The organism is Pararhizobium sp. P1_E7 (genome assembly GCF_056405855.1).
Window position 1 is genome coordinate 1 of the sequence record NZ_JBFUBH010000059.1, and the last position, 17,253, is coordinate 17,253.

Below are 17,253 nucleotides of genomic sequence, written 5' to 3' on the forward strand. Positions count from 1 at the left end.
GACAAGAAGCCGATCGAAAGGCCCACACGCTCTGACATCTGCTGCAGTGTCATGTCGATTGCGCGCCGACGTTTACGGATTTTCTGCCCGAGCACTTGGTCCGCTGCGCCTTCTGTCACGCCTCTCCCCTCTGATTTTGATGCCCGAGACATCGGAGAACCCGCCATTCTTTCAGATCGCGCATCCGGCCCCGGAATTCCCTTTCTAAATGCACAAGCATGAAATTCACTCACCTCACCGATCCGCGTTCCACCTCACCTCAAAAATTTTACTATGCCAGTTCAATTTATTTTGCAAGACTTCAATTTTTTTAGAGTATCTTTTCTGGCTGGTGATTGTACGGGCGGCTCCGGCTGACCTGCCACTGAGAATTTCCGCCAGAATGGATTAGAGTCCGGCCCATTGAGGGCGGACGCACGAAGGAGCAGAGATTTACAGAAGAGCAGATTATCGGGGTGCCGAAGGAACAGGAGGCAGGCGCGAAAGCCGCTGATCTTTGCCGCAAGCACGGGATTTCCGAAGCAACTTTTTATAATTGGAAGGCCAAATGCGGCGGCATGGAAGTGTCCGAGGCCAAGCGTCTGAAGGCGCTTGAGGAGAAGAATGCTCGCCGAACAGTTTCTGGATACGGCCGCGCTCCGCGAGCTTCTTTCAAAGAAATGATAGGGCCTGCCGCCACGCGTCACGCCGTCGCGCATCCGAAGGCCGTCATGGGCCTATCGGAACGGCGGGCCTGAATGATCGGGACATCGCAGCGGTTCGATTCCGGGCAAGGCCGGAAGCGAAACCGCAAGCGCGGCGGCTGGCGATCGGACTGCCCTTCACCTCATGTCCACGGCCGCTGGACTTTCAGGTTGGCGCGCATGCCATTGTGGATGTAGAGGCGGCCGGGATCGTCTGGATGAGCCAGAAAGTGGAATTGTTTGGACGCGGATTCGTAGGAATGCGACCCGACCCGCCGAAGCTCGTCCCGGACGCGGTCGCTGCCGTGCGGCGTCCGTCCTCCGAACCAGTTCTCCTCGTCCTGAGGCGAATAGATTTCCTCCACCACGAGACCGTCCTGCCTCATCTGTGGTCGCCGTTCAAGCGCGACTTCAGCAGTCTCGTCGATCGGTGCGGATGGCGGGAAAAAATGCCGCGGCTGGAGCGCTCCGGCGTTTCCGTCGGTACATTTGCCCTGCAACTGGACGACGGAACGTCAACAGCCATGACCGTGCACAACGGCGTCCATGACAGCAATGCGGCGCTCTCGTTCTACGTCATGCTCGGATACACCTCGTTCAGCCTGATCTCGACCGGAACCTGGGTCGTCCTGTTCAACACCGATGCGCCGCTTTCCGTTCTCGACAAGGATCGCGACATGCTCGCCAATGTGACGGTCGATCAGGTGCCGGTGGTCACGGCGCGCTTTATGGGGGGGCGCGAATACGACTTGATTTCGCAAAATGCCCGGGTGCCCATCACCATAAACGACATCGAGAGTGCCATCAGCAAGGGGCAGATGGCACTGCCGAGTTTTGCCGCCGGCGGGCCTTTTCCTGACCAGACCGGATGCCTATCCGGCCCTCCGCCAGCGGACGAGCGTGCACGGGCGGCGATCGCTACGCTCTATCTCGCCTGCATGACAGCCATCACGCTCGATCTTGTGCAAGCGCGCAATACCATCATTATTGACGGCGGATTGGCGAACAACCCGATCTATCCACAACTGGTCGCCGCATTGCGGCAGAACCAGACAGTATTGTTGAATGTCGATGCCGAAGGCACGTCCGCGGGCGCGGCGTCGCTTGCATTCGAAACCTTCATGGGATCGCCATTCACTGACCCTTGCATAGTCTGTCAATCTGTAGCGATAGAGGGACTGCACGCCTATTTTACGGAATGGCGGGCACGGACCGCGCATCCTTCGATCTTAGAAAGGGATACAAAACCCCAGTCGCCTGGATAACATTTTCTCAGAGGGGCAGTGAGGACCGTCACAAGCCCCCTCGCCTCAACGCCTTCTGCTACTATCTGGCCATAGCTGATCAAGCGGTAGCGCCGTCTTGTATTTCACCTGCTTCAAGGCGAAGCTTGACCGGATATCTGTCTGAGCAGCGAGCCCGTCTGAACTTCACAGATCTGGAGCGACGCGTTGCGCCCGCTGTGATCGATCACAATCTTCGAGAAAATTCCAAGGCGCTGAAGGTGCCGATCACGGAATGGCACCGCAACAGCGCGGCCCTTGCTCGCTTCGACGACGATCCTCAGCGGCGTGCTCTTGTCGTTTCTGCCGGGGACGGAAAGGCAGTTGTCGCCGCAGGGGATCAATATATTCGCCCTGCATTATTTTTCGCCATGGCTCGGTGTCATCATTCCACAACACCTGCCGATACGCCCGTCCGTCGAGGCTCTCACCAACCGAAATCGCGGCTGACGCACCGGCTCTTAACCCCATATTAGACAGGCCATGATAATGTACTTCCTGCAGCGCCTCGCGGGCATGATGCCTTTCTGCAGTTCCGACTTTGGAACATGCTGATATTCGATGGGCGAGGGTTCCAGTCAGTGCAGAAGTTCGTCATTTCGGAGGGTCGCCGCAGGCAGCTATCTGTCGTTGCTGTGGCAACTGTCTTTATCGTCGTCGCCGCGGTATTGGCAGGGTTGGTTGCCGGGTCAATCAACACGCTTACGACGACGGCTGACGCGATTGACGACGGACGTGCAAGGCATGCTGCAGCGGGAGCGTTGCAGTCTCTTCGAAAACAGCTCGGCGGGACCGTCCGCGACAACGCCTATTGGGACGACGCGTTCGAACAGGTCAACTCCGGCGCCCGCGTGGACTGGAGCATCGAGAACTGGGGTTCCACGACCGCCGACTACCCGCTTTACGACACCGCTATCGTCGTCGACAGCCACAACCTGCCCGTTATCGCTTATCACAACGGCAGTCCGATGGACGTCGCGCCCGCACAATTCTTCAACAATTTCGATGCTCTCTTGAAAGCGGCCAGACGAGTTGACCCGTCTGACCCGGTACCTGTGCACTTCGTCCACTCGTCAGCCGGGACTGCACTGATCGGAGCGGCCACCATCCAACCATTTGAGCGCGATCCTTCGCTGAAGCCCGAAGACTCTTACGTTCTTGTGTTTGCCAAGCATATCACCCCCCAAGTCGTCGCCGAGATATCGGAAAGCTTCAGCATAGCCGGCCTCAGCCTCGACGCCTTTCCTGTTCCAGGAAGGTTGGAGGCGATGGTCACGGACGTGGTGGGTAACAAGGTGGCTGTGTTCACCTGGCCTCCCGAAGCTCCGGGAACGAAGAGCTATGCAAAGGTCGAAGGCGATCTGCGGACAGCAGGCGCCATTCTTGTGTTTTTCCTGTGCGGGATCGGAGTGGCCGGAGCTGTTACTATCCGCAGCCTGAAAGCCAGTGAAAGCCGCTCACGCTACAGATCGCTGCATGATACACTCACTGGCCTGTTGAACCGCGCAGGATTGCTCGAGAGCATTGCGGAAGCATCGGCGGCGGCTGACTTGAATGAGGCGGCCGTCAAACTTCACTTTATCGACCTCGATGGTTTCAAGGGAGTCAATGATGCGTGGGGACATAGCGTCGGCGACGAACTCATCGTCGCAGTCGCGCACCGCTTGACCGACACCCTCCCGGAGAATGCGATCATTTCCCGATTGGGCGGTGATGAGTTCGCTGTTGTCACCCTGGAAAATCCGCTCCTCCTCTCGGCGTCCGACATTGGCCATCAAATTCAGGTCGCCTTGACAAGGGTATTTGAAATCGGCGGCCGCACGATCGAAATCGGCGCCAGCGTCGGCGTGGCAGTCTCGCCGTCCGGCAAGATCGAGACGGGCGAGCTTATCCGCCGCGCCGATATCGCGCTTTATCGCGCCAAGGATCTTGGTCGCGGCGTGACCGTGGAGTTCGAGGACAGTTTCGACGACGACACCAATAGACAGGCGGAACTCGAAGCACAGCTACGGAGCACATTGGCGAATGGCTGCATCGATGTTTCGTTCCAGCCGCTTATCGATGCGAGATCGGGTGCGATTTGTGGCGTCGAAGCGCTGGCCCGCTGGGTCACGGACAGCGGAGATAGGATCGGTCCCGATGTCTTCATCCCGTTGGCAGAGCGATCGGGTCTCATCGACCTGCTTGGCCTGCAAGTTCTGAAGAAGTCTCTCCAGGCGGCCGCCTCCTGGCCTGGCATTGGTCTGGCGGTCAACGTTTCGCCGCTTCAACTCAAGAACCCCAGCTTCGTCAAACAGGTCACGGACGCTTTGGAATCCTCAGGGTTCGACCCCGGCCGCTTGAGCATCGAACTGACGGAAGGGGTGTTGATCTCCAACCCGGATCAGGCCCGCCGTGCCATCGATGGCCTGAAAGCTGCGGGCATCAAGATTGCCCTCGACGATTTTGGATCGGGGTTTGCGAGTATCGGGACGCTGCGCCAGTTCGGATTCGACCGCATGAAGGTGGATCGCTCGCTGATCGTAGCCCTCGACCACGACCAGAACGCCGGGGCGGTATTGCACGCGACGATCGCTTTAGCCAACGCGCTCGACATTCCTGTCACCGCCGAGGGGATCGAAACAGAAGCGCAGGCCAAAGCTGTCACGCTGTCCGGCTGCGACGCCCTGCAGGGATACCTATTTAGCAGACCGATCAGCGCCGAGCAGGTGACGGAGGCGTATTTCGTCAACAGCAACTGTGACTGTAACGAAGGTCAGTCAGCCGCGTAGCCGGTTTTGAATAGCAGGTGAAAGGTCGGAGCGGCCGGTTCGCCGCCCGCCAGGGGGACGCTGCCGCCCGACTTCAAGGAATGGTGTGAACCGCTGGTATCGGTCGCTGCGGGCGACATAGTCAATCGCAATGCACAATTCATCGATCCCTGGCTCTGGCTGGGGTAGAGGGTGGCATGCTCGGAAGCCGAGATTTTGGTCGAACCTGRGAGTGGCTCATTCGGGAGGTCGGTGGTGGCGGTCCTTATCCCTATATCCAGCACTCCAAAAGGGATCTCATCTATCCGTCGTCTGGCACATAGACGACGTTTTTAGAACGTTGCCGAATCCTCGGGCCACAACAGCAGCGGCGTTTTGTTCTCCTCGGAAATCGTCCGCAACCCGTGCCATGTGCGGTTGGCATAGACCAGCGCATCATCCCCCCGCGTTTCTTGCGCGAATGGTGAGGCCGACAAAAACTCGGCAGTCACCAGGCAGGCACCGGGCACTGCGAGCCGGTCGCGAAGCGCCGCCCGGAACCAGAAGTCGACCTGGGGATAATAAGGCTCTCCCGAAGCGAGCCGCTCCCAGCGCACATCGGCTCCGAAACGGTCGACCCCGCTGGTGGCGCACAGCCTCGCAAGCTTCATGTCCCCGCGCCGCACGAAATGCACGACCACGGTTTCCGCGTGCTCAACCGCCTTCGCAGTCGATGATGATGCCGAAAGCGAGAAAGCCACCGTTGGCGGCGCCGCGCTAACGGAAATCAGCGAACTGACCGTGAGCGCGACCGGTCCGCCACCCGCATCGGCCGTGATGATCGCCACCCCCGATGGATGATGACGGAAGGCCGAGAAAAAGGCCTCCATCACCGGATTCCTGACACCGCTGTCCGTGGCCGCGCTCGACACGGGCTGATCCTGCCGTTTAACCACGCCGCTCATTTCTTTTCGACCAAATCGTAGAACTGCCAGACACGATCGCTCCACAGCCCGGCGATTTCGCGGCCTGCCGCCCCCACGATGTTGGGATTGATCGTGAAATGATTGGCTGCGGTCAGCATCTCGCGATAGGTCCGCTGCATCACACCGTAACGCAGCGCAGCACCGCCGGCGGCCCGGTAAACGAACTGGCAGGCATCGACGCCGGCCTCATGCACCTCGGACTTGGCAAGGTGTACAAGGCTGATCTGACGGGTCGAGACGCGATTGCCGGCCTCGATGGAGGTTTCGACATCACGCCAGACTTCGAAGAGGAAGGCACGCGCCGCGCGCACGCGGGCATCGGCCCGACCGAAGTCAAACCAGAATTTGTCGCTTTCACCAAGCAGGCCGGCGCGGCCGGTCTTGGTGAGGGCGTATTGCGCCACCTCGTCAAGGACGCGCCGCGACGCGCCGATGGCCCAGCCGGAATGGCCGATGGAGGCAAGCCCAACCACGCCAAGGCTGAAGAATTCCTTCATGCGCTGCGGTTCGGCGGTCAGGATCGGGAACACCATGTCCTCGGGGATGAGCACGTCCTTGGCAGCGTAGTCGATGCTGCCGGTGGCCTGCAGGCCCAGAGAGTGCCAATTTCCGAGCAGGTCGTGCTCATCGACCGGGGCGTGGGCGCAGAGCACGATCACATTGCCGTTCTCGTCCTTTGCCGGCTGACCGGTGCCATCGTCGAGAAGCGCTGCGGTGTGGGTGAAGGTGGCATGATAGATACCGCTCGCATAGGACCACTTGCCGTTCAGCAGGTAGCCGCCGTCGACCTTCTTGAGCATGCCCGTCGGCGTGCCCTGTCCAGAAAAGCGGTTGTCAACGTCGCCGCCGAACAGGCGGTCGATGGCGGTATCGGGCAGGAAGGCAGCCGACATTGCGCCGATGCAGGCATGGACCATCGATATCCAACCGGCCGCCCCGCTGTAATAGGTGATCGCCTCTATGAGCTGCAATCCCCGGGTCGGGGAAAGCTGCGCGCCGCCGATGTCCTCGCCAGCGAAGATGTGCGACATCCGCAGCGACTTCAGGGCTTCAAACGTCGCCTCGTTCAGCCGTCCGAGCTTTTCGTTATCCTGCGAGTTCTCTTCGAGAACAGGGCCAATCTTGCGTACTTGCTCCATCAGGGACGAAAAATCCGTTTTCGTTCCCCAATATGCGTTCTCATGCTTCAGTGGTGCATTCATGACTTATTCCTCCTTGGCATTTCCGATTGTGCCGCAGGGCCGGTCTCGGCAGGCCCTGCGGCGTCTCCTATCAAGATCCTGCGACGCTTCAGCCCGCGAGAAAATCTCCGATGGCAACCGTCGCCTGCGGCTCCTCCTGCATGGCGAAATGGCCGGCATCCGCGATGATCAGTGTCCGGGCAGCCGGGATGCGCTCCGCCCAGATCGATGCCTGCGATGCCGGCAGCATGCGGTCCTTGTCGCCCCAGACAACGAGCGTTTCATTCGGAATGCGGCTTAGCCAGCGTCCGAGATTGGGGTGGCCCATGCCGTGAACCTTGAGAATAGCGCCGAGCGCCCGGCCCTCTTTCTCGCGGAGGGCCAGAAAGCTCTCCAGTGGCGGGCATTCCGAGCCGCCGGGGAAATAACGCAAGGCAACATCGACATCGTGCGCCAGGTACTCTGGCAGCGCTTCGGGACCAATTGCCGCAAGATCGGCGCCGGGATGATCCGGATGGTTGAGGCCGGCCGGGGCATTGAGGACCAGCCGRTCAAAACGTTCGCCTGCGACCACAGCCATTTCCGCCGCCATCCACCCGCCCATCGAATGGCCGACGAGGTGCGGCCGTTCGAGCCCCAACGCCGCGATCAGGCGCAGATGATGCACGACCAGATCCTGCATCCCGGCAAAATGCGGCGCCTCGCCGCTTTCGCCGAAACCCGGATGAAAGGGCAGATAGACACGGAAGCGGTCAGCAAGCCCCCTTGCCCATTCGTAGCCTTCCAGGGTGGCGGCGCCATGCAATGCCAATACCGCCGGTCCCGCGCCGATCGCCTTCACGACCACGCAGACGCCATCGAYCTCATGGGTCAGTGTTTCGAAATCCATCAGTTCCTCCCGGAATTCGCCGATCGGTCTGCCTCGGCAGTTATCAGCACCTTGCATTGTGTCGTCCTGCGGCGGAGCGCCTCGAATGTCCCGGAAACATCCTCGAAGCCGATCCGCGCCGTTATGAGTTCCTGCGGCCGGAAGCGGCCGGGTCCGAGCGCGTCGAGTGCGGTTTCGAATTCGGCCATGTTGAAGAACACGGCGAACGCCAAGGTGATCTCCTTCGAGAGTGCGACGAACGGGTCCCACTCGTCTCCGCCGACGCAAAGGCCGACCCCGATCACGGTTCCGTGGGGGCGGACAAGGCGGCAGGCAAAATCGATCAGGCCGTGCTTGCCGACGCATTCGAAGACGATATCCGGTGCGGCACCCGCCTGGTCCCGGAACTCTGCAGCGAGGCCCGGCCCGGACAGCGCAAAACCGGTCGCGCCCAGTGCCGCCGCGCGCGCCTCCTGGTGGCGGCCGAGATCTGCGACGATCACATTGCTGGCGCCGTAACGGCGGGCCCAGAAGGCGACCAGCAGACCGATCGGTCCGGCACCGAGGATGAGAACGCGATCGCCCGGCTTCAAGCCGGATCGCACGACCACGTGCAGGGCCACCGCAAGTGGCTCGGCCAGCGCGCCTTCGGCGGTTGGCAGATCTTGCGGCAGGATGCGGCATTGCCGGGCTGCGACGGTCGCAAATTCCGCGTATCCGCCGCCGATGAGCCGCATTTCGGCGCACCATGCGGGCTCGCCACGCAGACAGCTTTCGCAATGGCCGCAGCCGCGCATCGGTGCGACCGCCACCAGGTCTCCCCGCTTCAAATCCCCGACACCGCTGCCGCAGCGAACGACTTCTCCGGCGAATTCATGTCCGAGCACGTCATAGGGCTTGAGGCCGAAGGTTGCCGGGTCCTCGGTCATGTGCAGATCGGAGCCGCAGATGCCGCAAGCCGCGACTCTGAGCAGTACCTCGTCATGGGCCGGCTCGGGCATCCCGATGTCATCGATACGCAAGGGTTGACCGACACCGTCGAAAAGGGCGGCCTTCATGGCTTGTCCTCCAGAAGTATGCGCCGGGTCGGAAACCAGGGGGCATCCACCACCTTGCAGATCAGCCCCCAGATGCCGCCGCGGGCGAACAGCGCCATGAACAAGGTGAGGAGGCCCAGTACCACCATGTAGGTCGTGCCATATTCACCGAACCACCTGTCCGCGAAGAAATAGATGAGCGCGCCGATCAGCACGCCTTCGAGTGATCCCAGGCCACCGACCATGACGATGAAGATTGCGATATTGGCCCAATTGGGGTCATAGGCGGACGGCGGCGTGATGCGCAGCTGGGCGAGGAAATAGGTGGCGCCGGCGAGCCCTGTGCCCATGGCCGCAGCCACCCAGAGCAGAAAGCGCACACGCCCGACATTGACGCCCTGGCTCGACGCAGCGACCGGATTGTCCCGGATAGCGATCAACGCCAAGCCATAGCGCGAGCGCAGAAGCGCATAACTGCCGCCGACGGTGAGTAGCAGCATCAGCGCCGAGATCAGCGAGACGCCGAGCGCGCGTTCGTCGGCCGAATAACCGGTCATCACACGAAGGCTCATGCCGGCGCCCGCATTGACATAGCCGAAAACCGAGGTCGCCAGCCGCATGACTTCGGCGATCACCCAGGTGCCGATGGCGAAATAGGGTCCGTCAAGCCGGTGCAGCAAGCCGTAGGTGGGAACGGCCAGGATGGCGGGCGCGATCATCGCCAGCACAACAGCGACGAACGGATTGAAGCCCCACAGCTGAGCCATCACGAACATCGTATAGGCGGCCACACCGACGAAGGCCTGCTGGCCGACCGACACCAGGCCACCATAGCCGGCAAGCAGGTTCCACATCTGCGCCACCGCGATGTAGCAGCTAAGCTCGACGACGTCGCGGATCAGGCCCTGGCTGGCCCAGAGCGACATGGAGGCGATCGCGACCAGCACGCCGAGGCCGATGATGAGCGCCACGACGCCGGACAACGTCTGGCGTTGCACGCGGACGGGTGCAGGCTGCGCGACACCGGTATCGGCATGAGCAAACATGTCTGCCATGGGCTCAACCCTTTCCGAGTATGCCCTGCGGCCGCAGAGCGAGAATGATGAGAAAAACGAGATGGCCGGCCAGGATGCCGAAACCCGGATCGATGCGGAATCCGACCGACTGGCTGATGCCGAGCACCATGGCGCCGATGAACGCGCCCCAGATCGAGCCCATGCCACYGATGATCACGGCCTCAAACGCATAGATCAGCTGGTAGGCGCCGTCGGCAGGCGCAACTGTCGCCCGCAGTGACTGAAAGACCGCCGCAAAACCCAGGATCGCCACCGCAAGCGCGGTCGCGCCCGCATAGATCTTCTTCGGGTTCACGCCAGTCATTGCAGCGGCCTCGACATCGGCGGAGGCAGCGCGCAGGGTCCGGCCGAACCGGGTGTGGTGCAGCACAGCGTGGAGCCCAGCAGTCAGGACAGTCGCCGTGCAAAGCACGATGACGGGCAACACGCCCACGAAAATTGGCCCCAGCTGCACCGATGCCTGCGCCAAACCGGCGCTGGGAAGCGAGCGGGTATCCGCCGACCAGATTTGCTGCATCGCATTCTGCAGTGCCACGGAAAGTCCGAACGTGGCGATCAGCGACGGCAGAGGATCGTCGCCGACCACCCGGTTGAGGATCAGGCTCTGCAGCAGCACACCCAAGACGGCCCCCAGCGCCACGAGCACGATCAGCACCGACCAGGGCCCGAGCGAGAAAGTCGAGGCAAGGCTGATCCCGACCAATGCGAGCAGGATCATCAGATCGCCATGGGTGATATTGACGATGCGCATGACTCCGAACATCAGCGCCATACCCAGAGCATACTGGGCATAGAGACCGCCCAGCAGAACACCTTGAACGAGCCCGTCAATCCAATGCATGAGACGCTCCGAAATAGGCTTCGCCGATTGCCTCACGAGAAATATCCGCCGACCGGCCGGTAAGGGTGACGCGGCCTTCAAGCATGCAGTAGAGCCGGTTGGAGGCCGAGCGGGCCAAGCCCACATCCTGTTCGACCACCACGACCGCGGTGCCATTTTCCGCGATCGAGGGAATGGACTGATAGATTTCCCGCACCACCTTGGGCGCGAGGCCGAGACTGATCTCGTCACACAGAAGCAGGCGCGGTTGGTTGAGCAGCGCCCGGCCGATGGCGACCATCTGCTGCTGGCCACCCGACAGGGACTGCACCGGCACGGCCTGTTTTTCCTTGAGAATCGGGAATAGCGCGTAGACCCGGTCGATCGTCCATGCCTCGCCGTGCGGCGTGGCGGCATGGTCCATGGCGACGCGCAGATTGTCGGCGACCGACATGCCCGAAAACAGGCGCCTCCCTTCGGGCACGATCGCGACACCGGCGGCCACCATGCGATATGGCTGGCTACCGCCGACCGGGCGACCATCGAGCTGCACCATTTCCGGGGCTACGCGCAGCAGGCCCATGATCGATTTCAGGAGCGTCGACTTACCCGCACCGTTGGCGCCGATCAGTGCCACGACCTCGCCTGCGCCAATCTCGAAATCAACGCCGTAGAGGGCCTGGAAGTCGCCATAGCGGGCCACCAGCCCATGCGTGGACAAAAGCGCCGTCCTCATGTTTCAATCCCCATGTAAACGCGCCTGACTTCGGGATCGTTGATGACGTCGTCCGGAGTGCCTTCGGCAATCTTCTCGCCGAAATTCAACACCATGATCCGATCGGCGACGGCGAGCAGAGCGTGCAGAACATGCTCGATCCAGACGATCGTGACGCCGCTGTCGCGGATACGTCGGATGAGTGCGACGAGCGCCTTGCCTTCGTCGTCGGTCAGGCCGCCGGCAATCTCGTCGAGCAGGAGAAGTTTCGGCCCGGAAGCAAGAGCACGCGCCAGTTCGAGCCGCTTGCGATCGAGAAGCGTCAGCGTACCCGCCGGGCGGTTGGCCTTGTCGGCGAGTTCGCAATGACGCAGAATCTCGGCACATCGCGCATAGCTTGCGGCTTCCGATCGGCCACCGCCAAATGAGGCCGCGACCAGCAGGTTCTCGAACGTCGTCATGCCGACATAAGGTCGTGGAATCTGGTAGGTCCGCCCAATGCCCATCTGGCAGCGCCGGTAGGGCGGCTGGCCGACCAGTCTGTCGCCGGCAAAGACCAGTTCACCGCCGTCGACGCGGATATCACCGCTCACCAGATTGAAGAGCGTGGTTTTGCCGGCGCCGTTCGGACCGAGAATGCCCAGAACTTCGCCAGCTCGAACGTCGAAGGTGATATCGTGGAGCACCCGCAACGCCCCGAAGGACTTGGTCAGTCCCTGCGCCGCAAGCAATACGTCGTTTGCCATGCTTCTCCATCCCAACTCATGCATGCCCGTCAGGCGGCAGCTCACCGCCGCCTGTCTCGTCCTGCCGCCCATGAAGGTGGCAGGCCTGATTCCGGAGTTTCGGTCCTGCTCAGACCGGCCAGGGGATCGACACCATCTTCTGTTCAGGCTCGAACAGCTTGTTGACGGTGTTGTCGACGATCTTCAGATCGTAGGGCCACTTGTCGCCCTTCCTCCACTGGCCGCCGAAGATCGGTGTCGTGGAAACGTTCTTGTGCGGGCCGCTGGAGAAATCGACCTTACCGATCAGCGTGTCGAGCTTCGTCGCGACRATCGCCTCAAGATTGGCCGCCCGGTCGAGCGGATTTTCAGAGCGCTTGAGCACATCCAGAGCGACCTCCCAGATCGCATGGCTGTAGCCAAGCGGCTGGGTCCATTGTTTCTTCGTTTCGCTTTCCCATACGTTGGCGATATCGCGGCTTGCCTGCCCCGTCAGCGTCGACTTGAAGGGGAAGGCAGGTGTCCACCAAACCTCGGACGACAYGCCATCGCCGAGCGGCCCGAGTGCCTGGATCCCGGATGGGAAGAGCAACGCCGCGGCTATCGTCATGGCCTTGGGCTTGTAGCCCTGCTGGGCACACTGGTTGACGAAGGTCTTGAAATCGTCCGGATAAGTGATCCCACCGATAATGTCGCAGCCCGCTTCCTTGAAGGCATTGATCTGGGCGGAATAATCGTTGGTGCGCGGCTGGAAATATCCGGGCACCACGATCTCGAAGCCAGCCTTCTGGGTCGGCGCGGGCAGGCCATAGCCATCATTGCCCCAGGTTTCGCCGTCGGCGTTCTGGGGAAACAGCATGCCAACCTTGCGGTTGGTGTCGAGAGTGTTCCATAGACCGACGAAGGTATTGAGCGCCTCATCGAGACCCCAGAAGAAATGGTAGGTCCACTTGAACGGCTTATCCTGTCCGCCGCGCGGAAAGATGATGGCCTGCCACGGAGCGCCCGTCGAAATGCACGGGCACTCGTAGAGCTCGGCCTGGTCGGCAGCGGGGCTGACCGTGTCCGTCGTTGATGCCGGCAGTATCAGATGCACGTTCTCATTCAGGATGAGGTCGCCCGCGACTTCCGCTGCCCGATTGGGATCGGACTGGCTGTCCCGCATCAGGATTTCGACGTCGTAGCGCCCGGATTTCGTCTCCAGTCCGCTCTTGACCAGTTCCTTGATCTTGCCCAGCGCCCAGCCGTCGGTTTCGCCGAACAGCGCGAGCGGGCCGGTCGCCGGTGTAACGAAACCGATCTTGATTGTGCCGGTCGATTGGGCGCGCGCAACCATCGGCGCTCCGAGCGCCGAGGCCACAAGGCCAGCACCCATACCCTTGAGTACCGTTCGACGCGACGGCCTCGCTATCTTGCTTGTCAGTTCCATCATGGTCTCCTCCCTTCGACGTCTCTGTTGACATTCGCAACGGCCGGCCGCGTCCTCCACGCAGGTTGGCCATTGCGTTATTTCATTTGATGCGGTGCATCGCGCCTCCGTCGATGACGATCTGGCTCCCGGTCACATAGGACGAGCATGGCGACGCCAGGTAGAGCGCCAGCCCCTTGATATCCTCGGTGTCGCCGATTCGGCCGATCAGGGATTGCGCCTCGAAAGTCTTGCGATCCGCGGGGATTTTCAAGCGGCCACCGGCGATATTGGTCATGAAAGGCCCGGGTGAAATGCAATTGATCAGAATACCGAAGGCCCCAAGTTCCATCGCCATCTGGCGAACGAAATGGTCCACGCCGGCCTTGGCCGGCATGTAGGGCGTGCCAACGATCGCTTCGTTGATCTGGGCCGCGATAGACGACGTGACGATGATCCTGCCGCCGCCGGTCGCCTTCATGTGCCGTGCGGCATGCTTGACGGTTGTGTAGACGGAGGTGAGGTTCACCTCGATCACCCTGTCCCAGTGGTGATCATCCAGCACGTCGATCGCACCTTCCGGAATTCGGCCACCCTCGGTCGACAGAAAGCCGGGGCCAGCATCGATACCCGCATTGGCGAAAACCACGTCGATCCGGCCATTCCGRCTTGCCACAGCATCGAACGCCAAGGCCATGGCGGTCCGGTCGCTAACGTCGATCACCTGCCCCCAGACATCGGCACCGCCACCCTTCATGTCCTCGACGACCGCATCGAGACGATCCGCATTCATGTCGAAAATGCAAACGCGCGCATCGTTCTCGGCCATCACCTCGGCGTAAGCGCGGCCGATCCCGCTTGCCCCGCCGGTCACAATGACCGATCTGCCACGAACGTCGAACATATCCTGTAAAGTCGTCATTCTTGCTCCCACGCCACTGCATCTGGCGGTTCGGCGGGTGCACTTTCACCCCGCGCCGAACCGTTCTCTCCAGGCACTGTCCGCTCCTCCCCGGTCGCGGCTTCATGTCTACGCGATGATTAGGACGTTGAAACGCATGGGCCTGTCAAATGCCGGATCGAGATCGAAATTTTCTTCGGAAGAAAAAATCCAAACATCTGAATTTAAATGGAATTTTTTGATTTGTTTTTGCGGTGCAAAATGAATACCCACGAATCAACTTCATGAAATCATCATATTCACTTGACCATTTGATGAAAATACGGAAGCTCCAATTTGCCGTTTAATGACGTGAGAAAACAGGCGATGATCGCTCCGATTGAACCCTCCAAAGTGCTGGACCGCGGCGGCAATCCAACCGTTCGCGAACTGCTGTCCAGTATCGTGTTCAACCCCAGCGATGGCATGATCAGCCTCAATGGCGCGCGCATCGTCATGCAGCGAACCGCCGTCAGCACCGAACTCCGGCGCGAGCTCATTCGCATGCTGGGGCCGCAGGAAGCGCGCGTGTTTCTTATCCGCCTCGGCTTCCTGTCAGGCCAGTCCGATGCGCGTTTCGTACGGGCCAGCTGGCCCAATCTCAACGCCCGCGACGCCTTCACAGCCGGCACCCGGCTTCACACGTTCAGCGGCGTGGTGCGGGTGGAAACGGTGTTTAACACCTACGATTTCAGCAAGAAAAAGCTCACCGCCGAGTTCCTCTGGCACGACAGCGTCGAGGCGGCGGAGTTCCGCGACAAACGCCCCTCCGCAGATCCTGTTTGCTGGACCCAGCTCGGCTATGCATCCGGCTATGCCAGCGAGTTCTTCGACACGCTGATCGTCTACAAGGAAGTGGAGTGCGTTGGTCAAGGGCATAGCCATTGTCGCGTGGTGGGCAAGCATGCCGGTGCATGGGGCGCTTCAGATCCCGAAGTCGCGCTGTTTCGCGACCGGATCATCGCCACGCAGGACTCACCACCACCCGAACCCGCGCGCAAAGCCGGCGCCCATTTGTCTGAAGTCTCTCTCAGCGGGCTGGACCGGGTGCTGCTCGCCCCTGTGCGGCTCCAGCTCGACCTTCTGGCACCCATGGCGCTGCCGGTTCTTATATCAGGGGCCTCGGGCACCGGCAGGAGCCGCGCGGCGCATTATCTGCACCGCATCTCCGTGGCGCAGGCGACGGAGATGCGGCAGATCTTTGGCGCACAGGTCAATCTTGAATTCTGCGCCGAAATCGCGCTGCCCCGCAAAGCCGCCAAGCGCAATGCCGGGCGGGAGACGATCCTGATCGATGGCATCGAGACCATTCCGGCCGACATCCAGCTGCAGCTTGCGCGGTCGATCGAGGATGGGATTCTCAGCGGCGGGCCGCGCATCGTCGCGCTGTCGCAGGCGGACCAGCCGGCGAGCTCTCCCGGCCTGTCGCCCGAACTGCGGGCCGCCCTGTCGGCGTTGTCAATTCGGCTGCCGGCTTTCGCAGAACGAACTGGTCAGCGTGCCGACATCGCCATGGAACTGTTACCGATGCTGGCCGCCCGGATGGGTATGGAGGCGCCGATTTTGGACAGCGCGGCAGCAAGACTTGTCGAGGGCTTTGGCTGGCCGGGCAACCTCCACCAGATGCGCGGCGTGTTGAGCGCAACGCTCGCAAGCCATTTGAATCCAGGTCCAATTACAGCAGAGGAAATTGCAACGCAGCTCTCTCGCCTTGCCACCCCCTCCATGGGGGGCAAAGACGGTGCATCCGTGTCGTCCCTGCTCGAAGCGCTGGTGGGGGCAGAGGAATTCTCCCTCCCCGATTTCGAGCAATCAGTCTATAGAGCAGCGCTCGAACGGGCGGGCGGAAACCTCTCCGCCGCAGCGCGCCTTCTCGGCCTAACGCGTCCGCAACTTGCATATCGCGTCAGCGGGCAAAACGGACCCAAGCCAGAAAAGACCGTTTGAGCCGGTTGCGGCGCTCACCGTCTCGAAGCCATCAGTCCCGAGCTCGAAGAACCAGCCGGGGCTCTCAACCCGCTGGCAACGATATTCATGTGCTCTATCGCTCAGCTCAATGATTCCATTGTCCCGCCGGCGGGAATGAAGGTTGCGGTCTTGTTGTCGACGATGACCAGTTCGAATTTCCCGTCCGGCTGACGTCGCCATTGGCCGCCGACCAGCGGCGTCTTGGCGACGTTCTTGGCTGCGAACGGCGGCAGGCCTGCACCGTTCCACTCGATGCGACCGACGACAGTATCGGCCCTGGACGCCCCGATCGCGGCTGCGACCGCTTCGGCATCGGTCACGTCGGCAACTCTGCCCATCACATTCGCCGCCATTTCGAACAGCGAGTGGATGAAGCCGATCGGCTGGGTCCACGGCCTGCCCGTCCTCTCGGTAAACTCGGCCGCAAGATCCGCCGAAGACTGGCCGGTTATCGATGACTTGAAGGGATGGCTGGCCGACCACCACACTTCCGACGAGAGGTTGTGACCGTTCTGGCCGAGCGCTTCCACCGATTGTGGAAACAGGATCGCCTTGGCGACCGTCACGGCTTTGGGCGTCATGCCCTGCTGCTTGGCCTGGTTCCAGAAGGTGGTGAAATCCGGCGGGATCACCACGCCTGTGATGATCTCGGTGCCGGCGCCCTTGAAAGCGTTGATCTGGGCGGTGAAATCGTCGCTTAGATTCTGGTAGCGGCCGGGATCGTTGAGTTCAAACCCGGCCGTTACCAATCCCGGCTTCAGTCCATTCTGCGGATCGCCCCAGGCATTGCCGTCTGCGTCGTTCGGGAACAGGCCGCCGACCTTCCTGTTGGTT

At 61.3% G+C, this 17,253-nt stretch carries 15 protein-coding genes and 1 pseudogene; 5 read left to right on the plus strand and 11 right to left on the minus strand.

Annotated elements, in window-relative coordinates; genetic code table 11:
• Positions 1 to 401 precede the first annotated feature (401 nt).
• The 4 genes and pseudogenes from AC1D17_RS24250 to AC1D17_RS24265 form a co-directional block, all read left to right on the plus strand.
• Positions 402 to 734: pseudogene (locus AC1D17_RS24250) on the plus strand (transposase); the annotation flags it as partial.
• A gap of 167 nt (positions 735 to 901) precedes the next feature.
• Positions 902 to 1,948, plus strand: a complete 1,047-nt coding sequence (locus AC1D17_RS24255) for a carbohydrate kinase (RefSeq protein ID WP_477567846.1) — start codon at positions 902 to 904, stop codon at positions 1,946 to 1,948.
• A gap of 125 nt (positions 1,949 to 2,073) precedes the next feature.
• Positions 2,074 to 2,442, plus strand: coding sequence for a hypothetical protein (locus AC1D17_RS24260; RefSeq protein ID WP_477567847.1), 369 nt, complete (start codon positions 2,074 to 2,076; stop codon positions 2,440 to 2,442).
• 105 nt (positions 2,443 to 2,547) lie between these two features.
• Positions 2,548 to 4,737: a bifunctional diguanylate cyclase/phosphodiesterase gene (locus tag AC1D17_RS24265; RefSeq protein ID WP_477567848.1), complete on the plus strand. Its 2,190-nt coding sequence runs from the start codon at positions 2,548 to 2,550 to the stop codon at positions 4,735 to 4,737.
• 311 nt (positions 4,738 to 5,048) lie between these two features.
• Here the strand turns inward: AC1D17_RS24265 and AC1D17_RS24270 are convergent, their stop codons facing one another.
• From AC1D17_RS24270 to AC1D17_RS24315, 10 genes are all read right to left on the minus strand, one after another.
• Positions 5,049 to 5,660, minus strand: coding sequence for a flavin reductase family protein (locus AC1D17_RS24270; RefSeq protein ID WP_477567849.1), 612 nt, complete (start codon positions 5,658 to 5,660; stop codon positions 5,049 to 5,051).
• A complete protein-coding gene (locus AC1D17_RS24275; RefSeq protein ID WP_477567850.1) occupies positions 5,657 to 6,883 on the minus strand; it encodes an acyl-CoA dehydrogenase family protein in 1,227 nt (408 codons plus the stop codon). The genes AC1D17_RS24270 and AC1D17_RS24275 overlap by 4 nt, the downstream gene beginning before the upstream one ends.
• Positions 6,884 to 6,971: 88 nt before the next feature.
• On the minus strand, positions 6,972 to 7,751 hold the full coding sequence (locus AC1D17_RS24280; protein ID WP_477567851.1) for an alpha/beta fold hydrolase: 780 nt from the start codon (positions 7,749 to 7,751) through the stop codon (positions 6,972 to 6,974).
• Positions 7,751 to 8,788 carry a zinc-dependent alcohol dehydrogenase gene (locus AC1D17_RS24285; RefSeq protein ID WP_477567852.1) on the minus strand — a complete coding sequence of 346 codons (1,038 nt, stop codon included), beginning with the start codon at positions 8,786 to 8,788 and terminating at the stop codon, positions 7,751 to 7,753. The genes AC1D17_RS24280 and AC1D17_RS24285 overlap by 1 nt, the downstream gene beginning before the upstream one ends.
• Complete coding sequence (locus AC1D17_RS24290) at positions 8,785 to 9,822, minus strand: branched-chain amino acid ABC transporter permease (RefSeq protein WP_477567853.1); 1,038 nt, start codon at positions 9,820 to 9,822, stop codon at positions 8,785 to 8,787. The genes AC1D17_RS24285 and AC1D17_RS24290 overlap by 4 nt, the downstream gene beginning before the upstream one ends.
• A 4-nt stretch (positions 9,823 to 9,826) precedes the next feature.
• On the minus strand, positions 9,827 to 10,684 hold the full coding sequence (locus AC1D17_RS24295) for a branched-chain amino acid ABC transporter permease (RefSeq protein ID WP_477567854.1): 858 nt from the start codon (positions 10,682 to 10,684) through the stop codon (positions 9,827 to 9,829).
• Entirely contained in the window at positions 10,671 to 11,399 is a 729-nt protein-coding gene (locus tag AC1D17_RS24300; RefSeq protein ID WP_477567855.1) for an ABC transporter ATP-binding protein, read from the minus strand. Before AC1D17_RS24300 ends, AC1D17_RS24295 begins: the two co-directional genes overlap by 14 nt.
• A complete protein-coding gene (locus AC1D17_RS24305; protein WP_477567856.1) occupies positions 11,396 to 12,124 on the minus strand; it encodes an ABC transporter ATP-binding protein in 729 nt (242 codons plus the stop codon). The genes AC1D17_RS24300 and AC1D17_RS24305 overlap by 4 nt, the downstream gene beginning before the upstream one ends.
• Before the next feature lie 109 nt (positions 12,125 to 12,233).
• On the minus strand, positions 12,234 to 13,532 hold the full coding sequence (locus AC1D17_RS24310; RefSeq protein WP_477567857.1) for an ABC transporter substrate-binding protein: 1,299 nt from the start codon (positions 13,530 to 13,532) through the stop codon (positions 12,234 to 12,236).
• An 82-nt stretch (positions 13,533 to 13,614) separates the two neighbouring features.
• On the minus strand, positions 13,615 to 14,433 hold the full coding sequence (locus tag AC1D17_RS24315; RefSeq protein WP_477567858.1) for an SDR family NAD(P)-dependent oxidoreductase: 819 nt from the start codon (positions 14,431 to 14,433) through the stop codon (positions 13,615 to 13,617).
• A 345-nt stretch (positions 14,434 to 14,778) separates the two neighbouring features.
• On the opposite strand from AC1D17_RS24315, the gene AC1D17_RS24320 reads away from it, so the two are divergent.
• Positions 14,779 to 16,398 (plus strand): XylR N-terminal domain-containing protein, encoded by a 1,620-nt coding sequence (locus tag AC1D17_RS24320; RefSeq protein ID WP_477567859.1) that lies wholly within the window; start codon positions 14,779 to 14,781, stop codon positions 16,396 to 16,398.
• A 101-nt stretch (positions 16,399 to 16,499) separates the two neighbouring features.
• On the opposite strand, the gene AC1D17_RS24325 is transcribed toward AC1D17_RS24320, so the two are convergent.
• Positions 16,500 to 17,253: ABC transporter substrate-binding protein (locus tag AC1D17_RS24325; protein ID WP_477567860.1), on the minus strand; the 754-nt coding region annotated here is incomplete at its 5' end.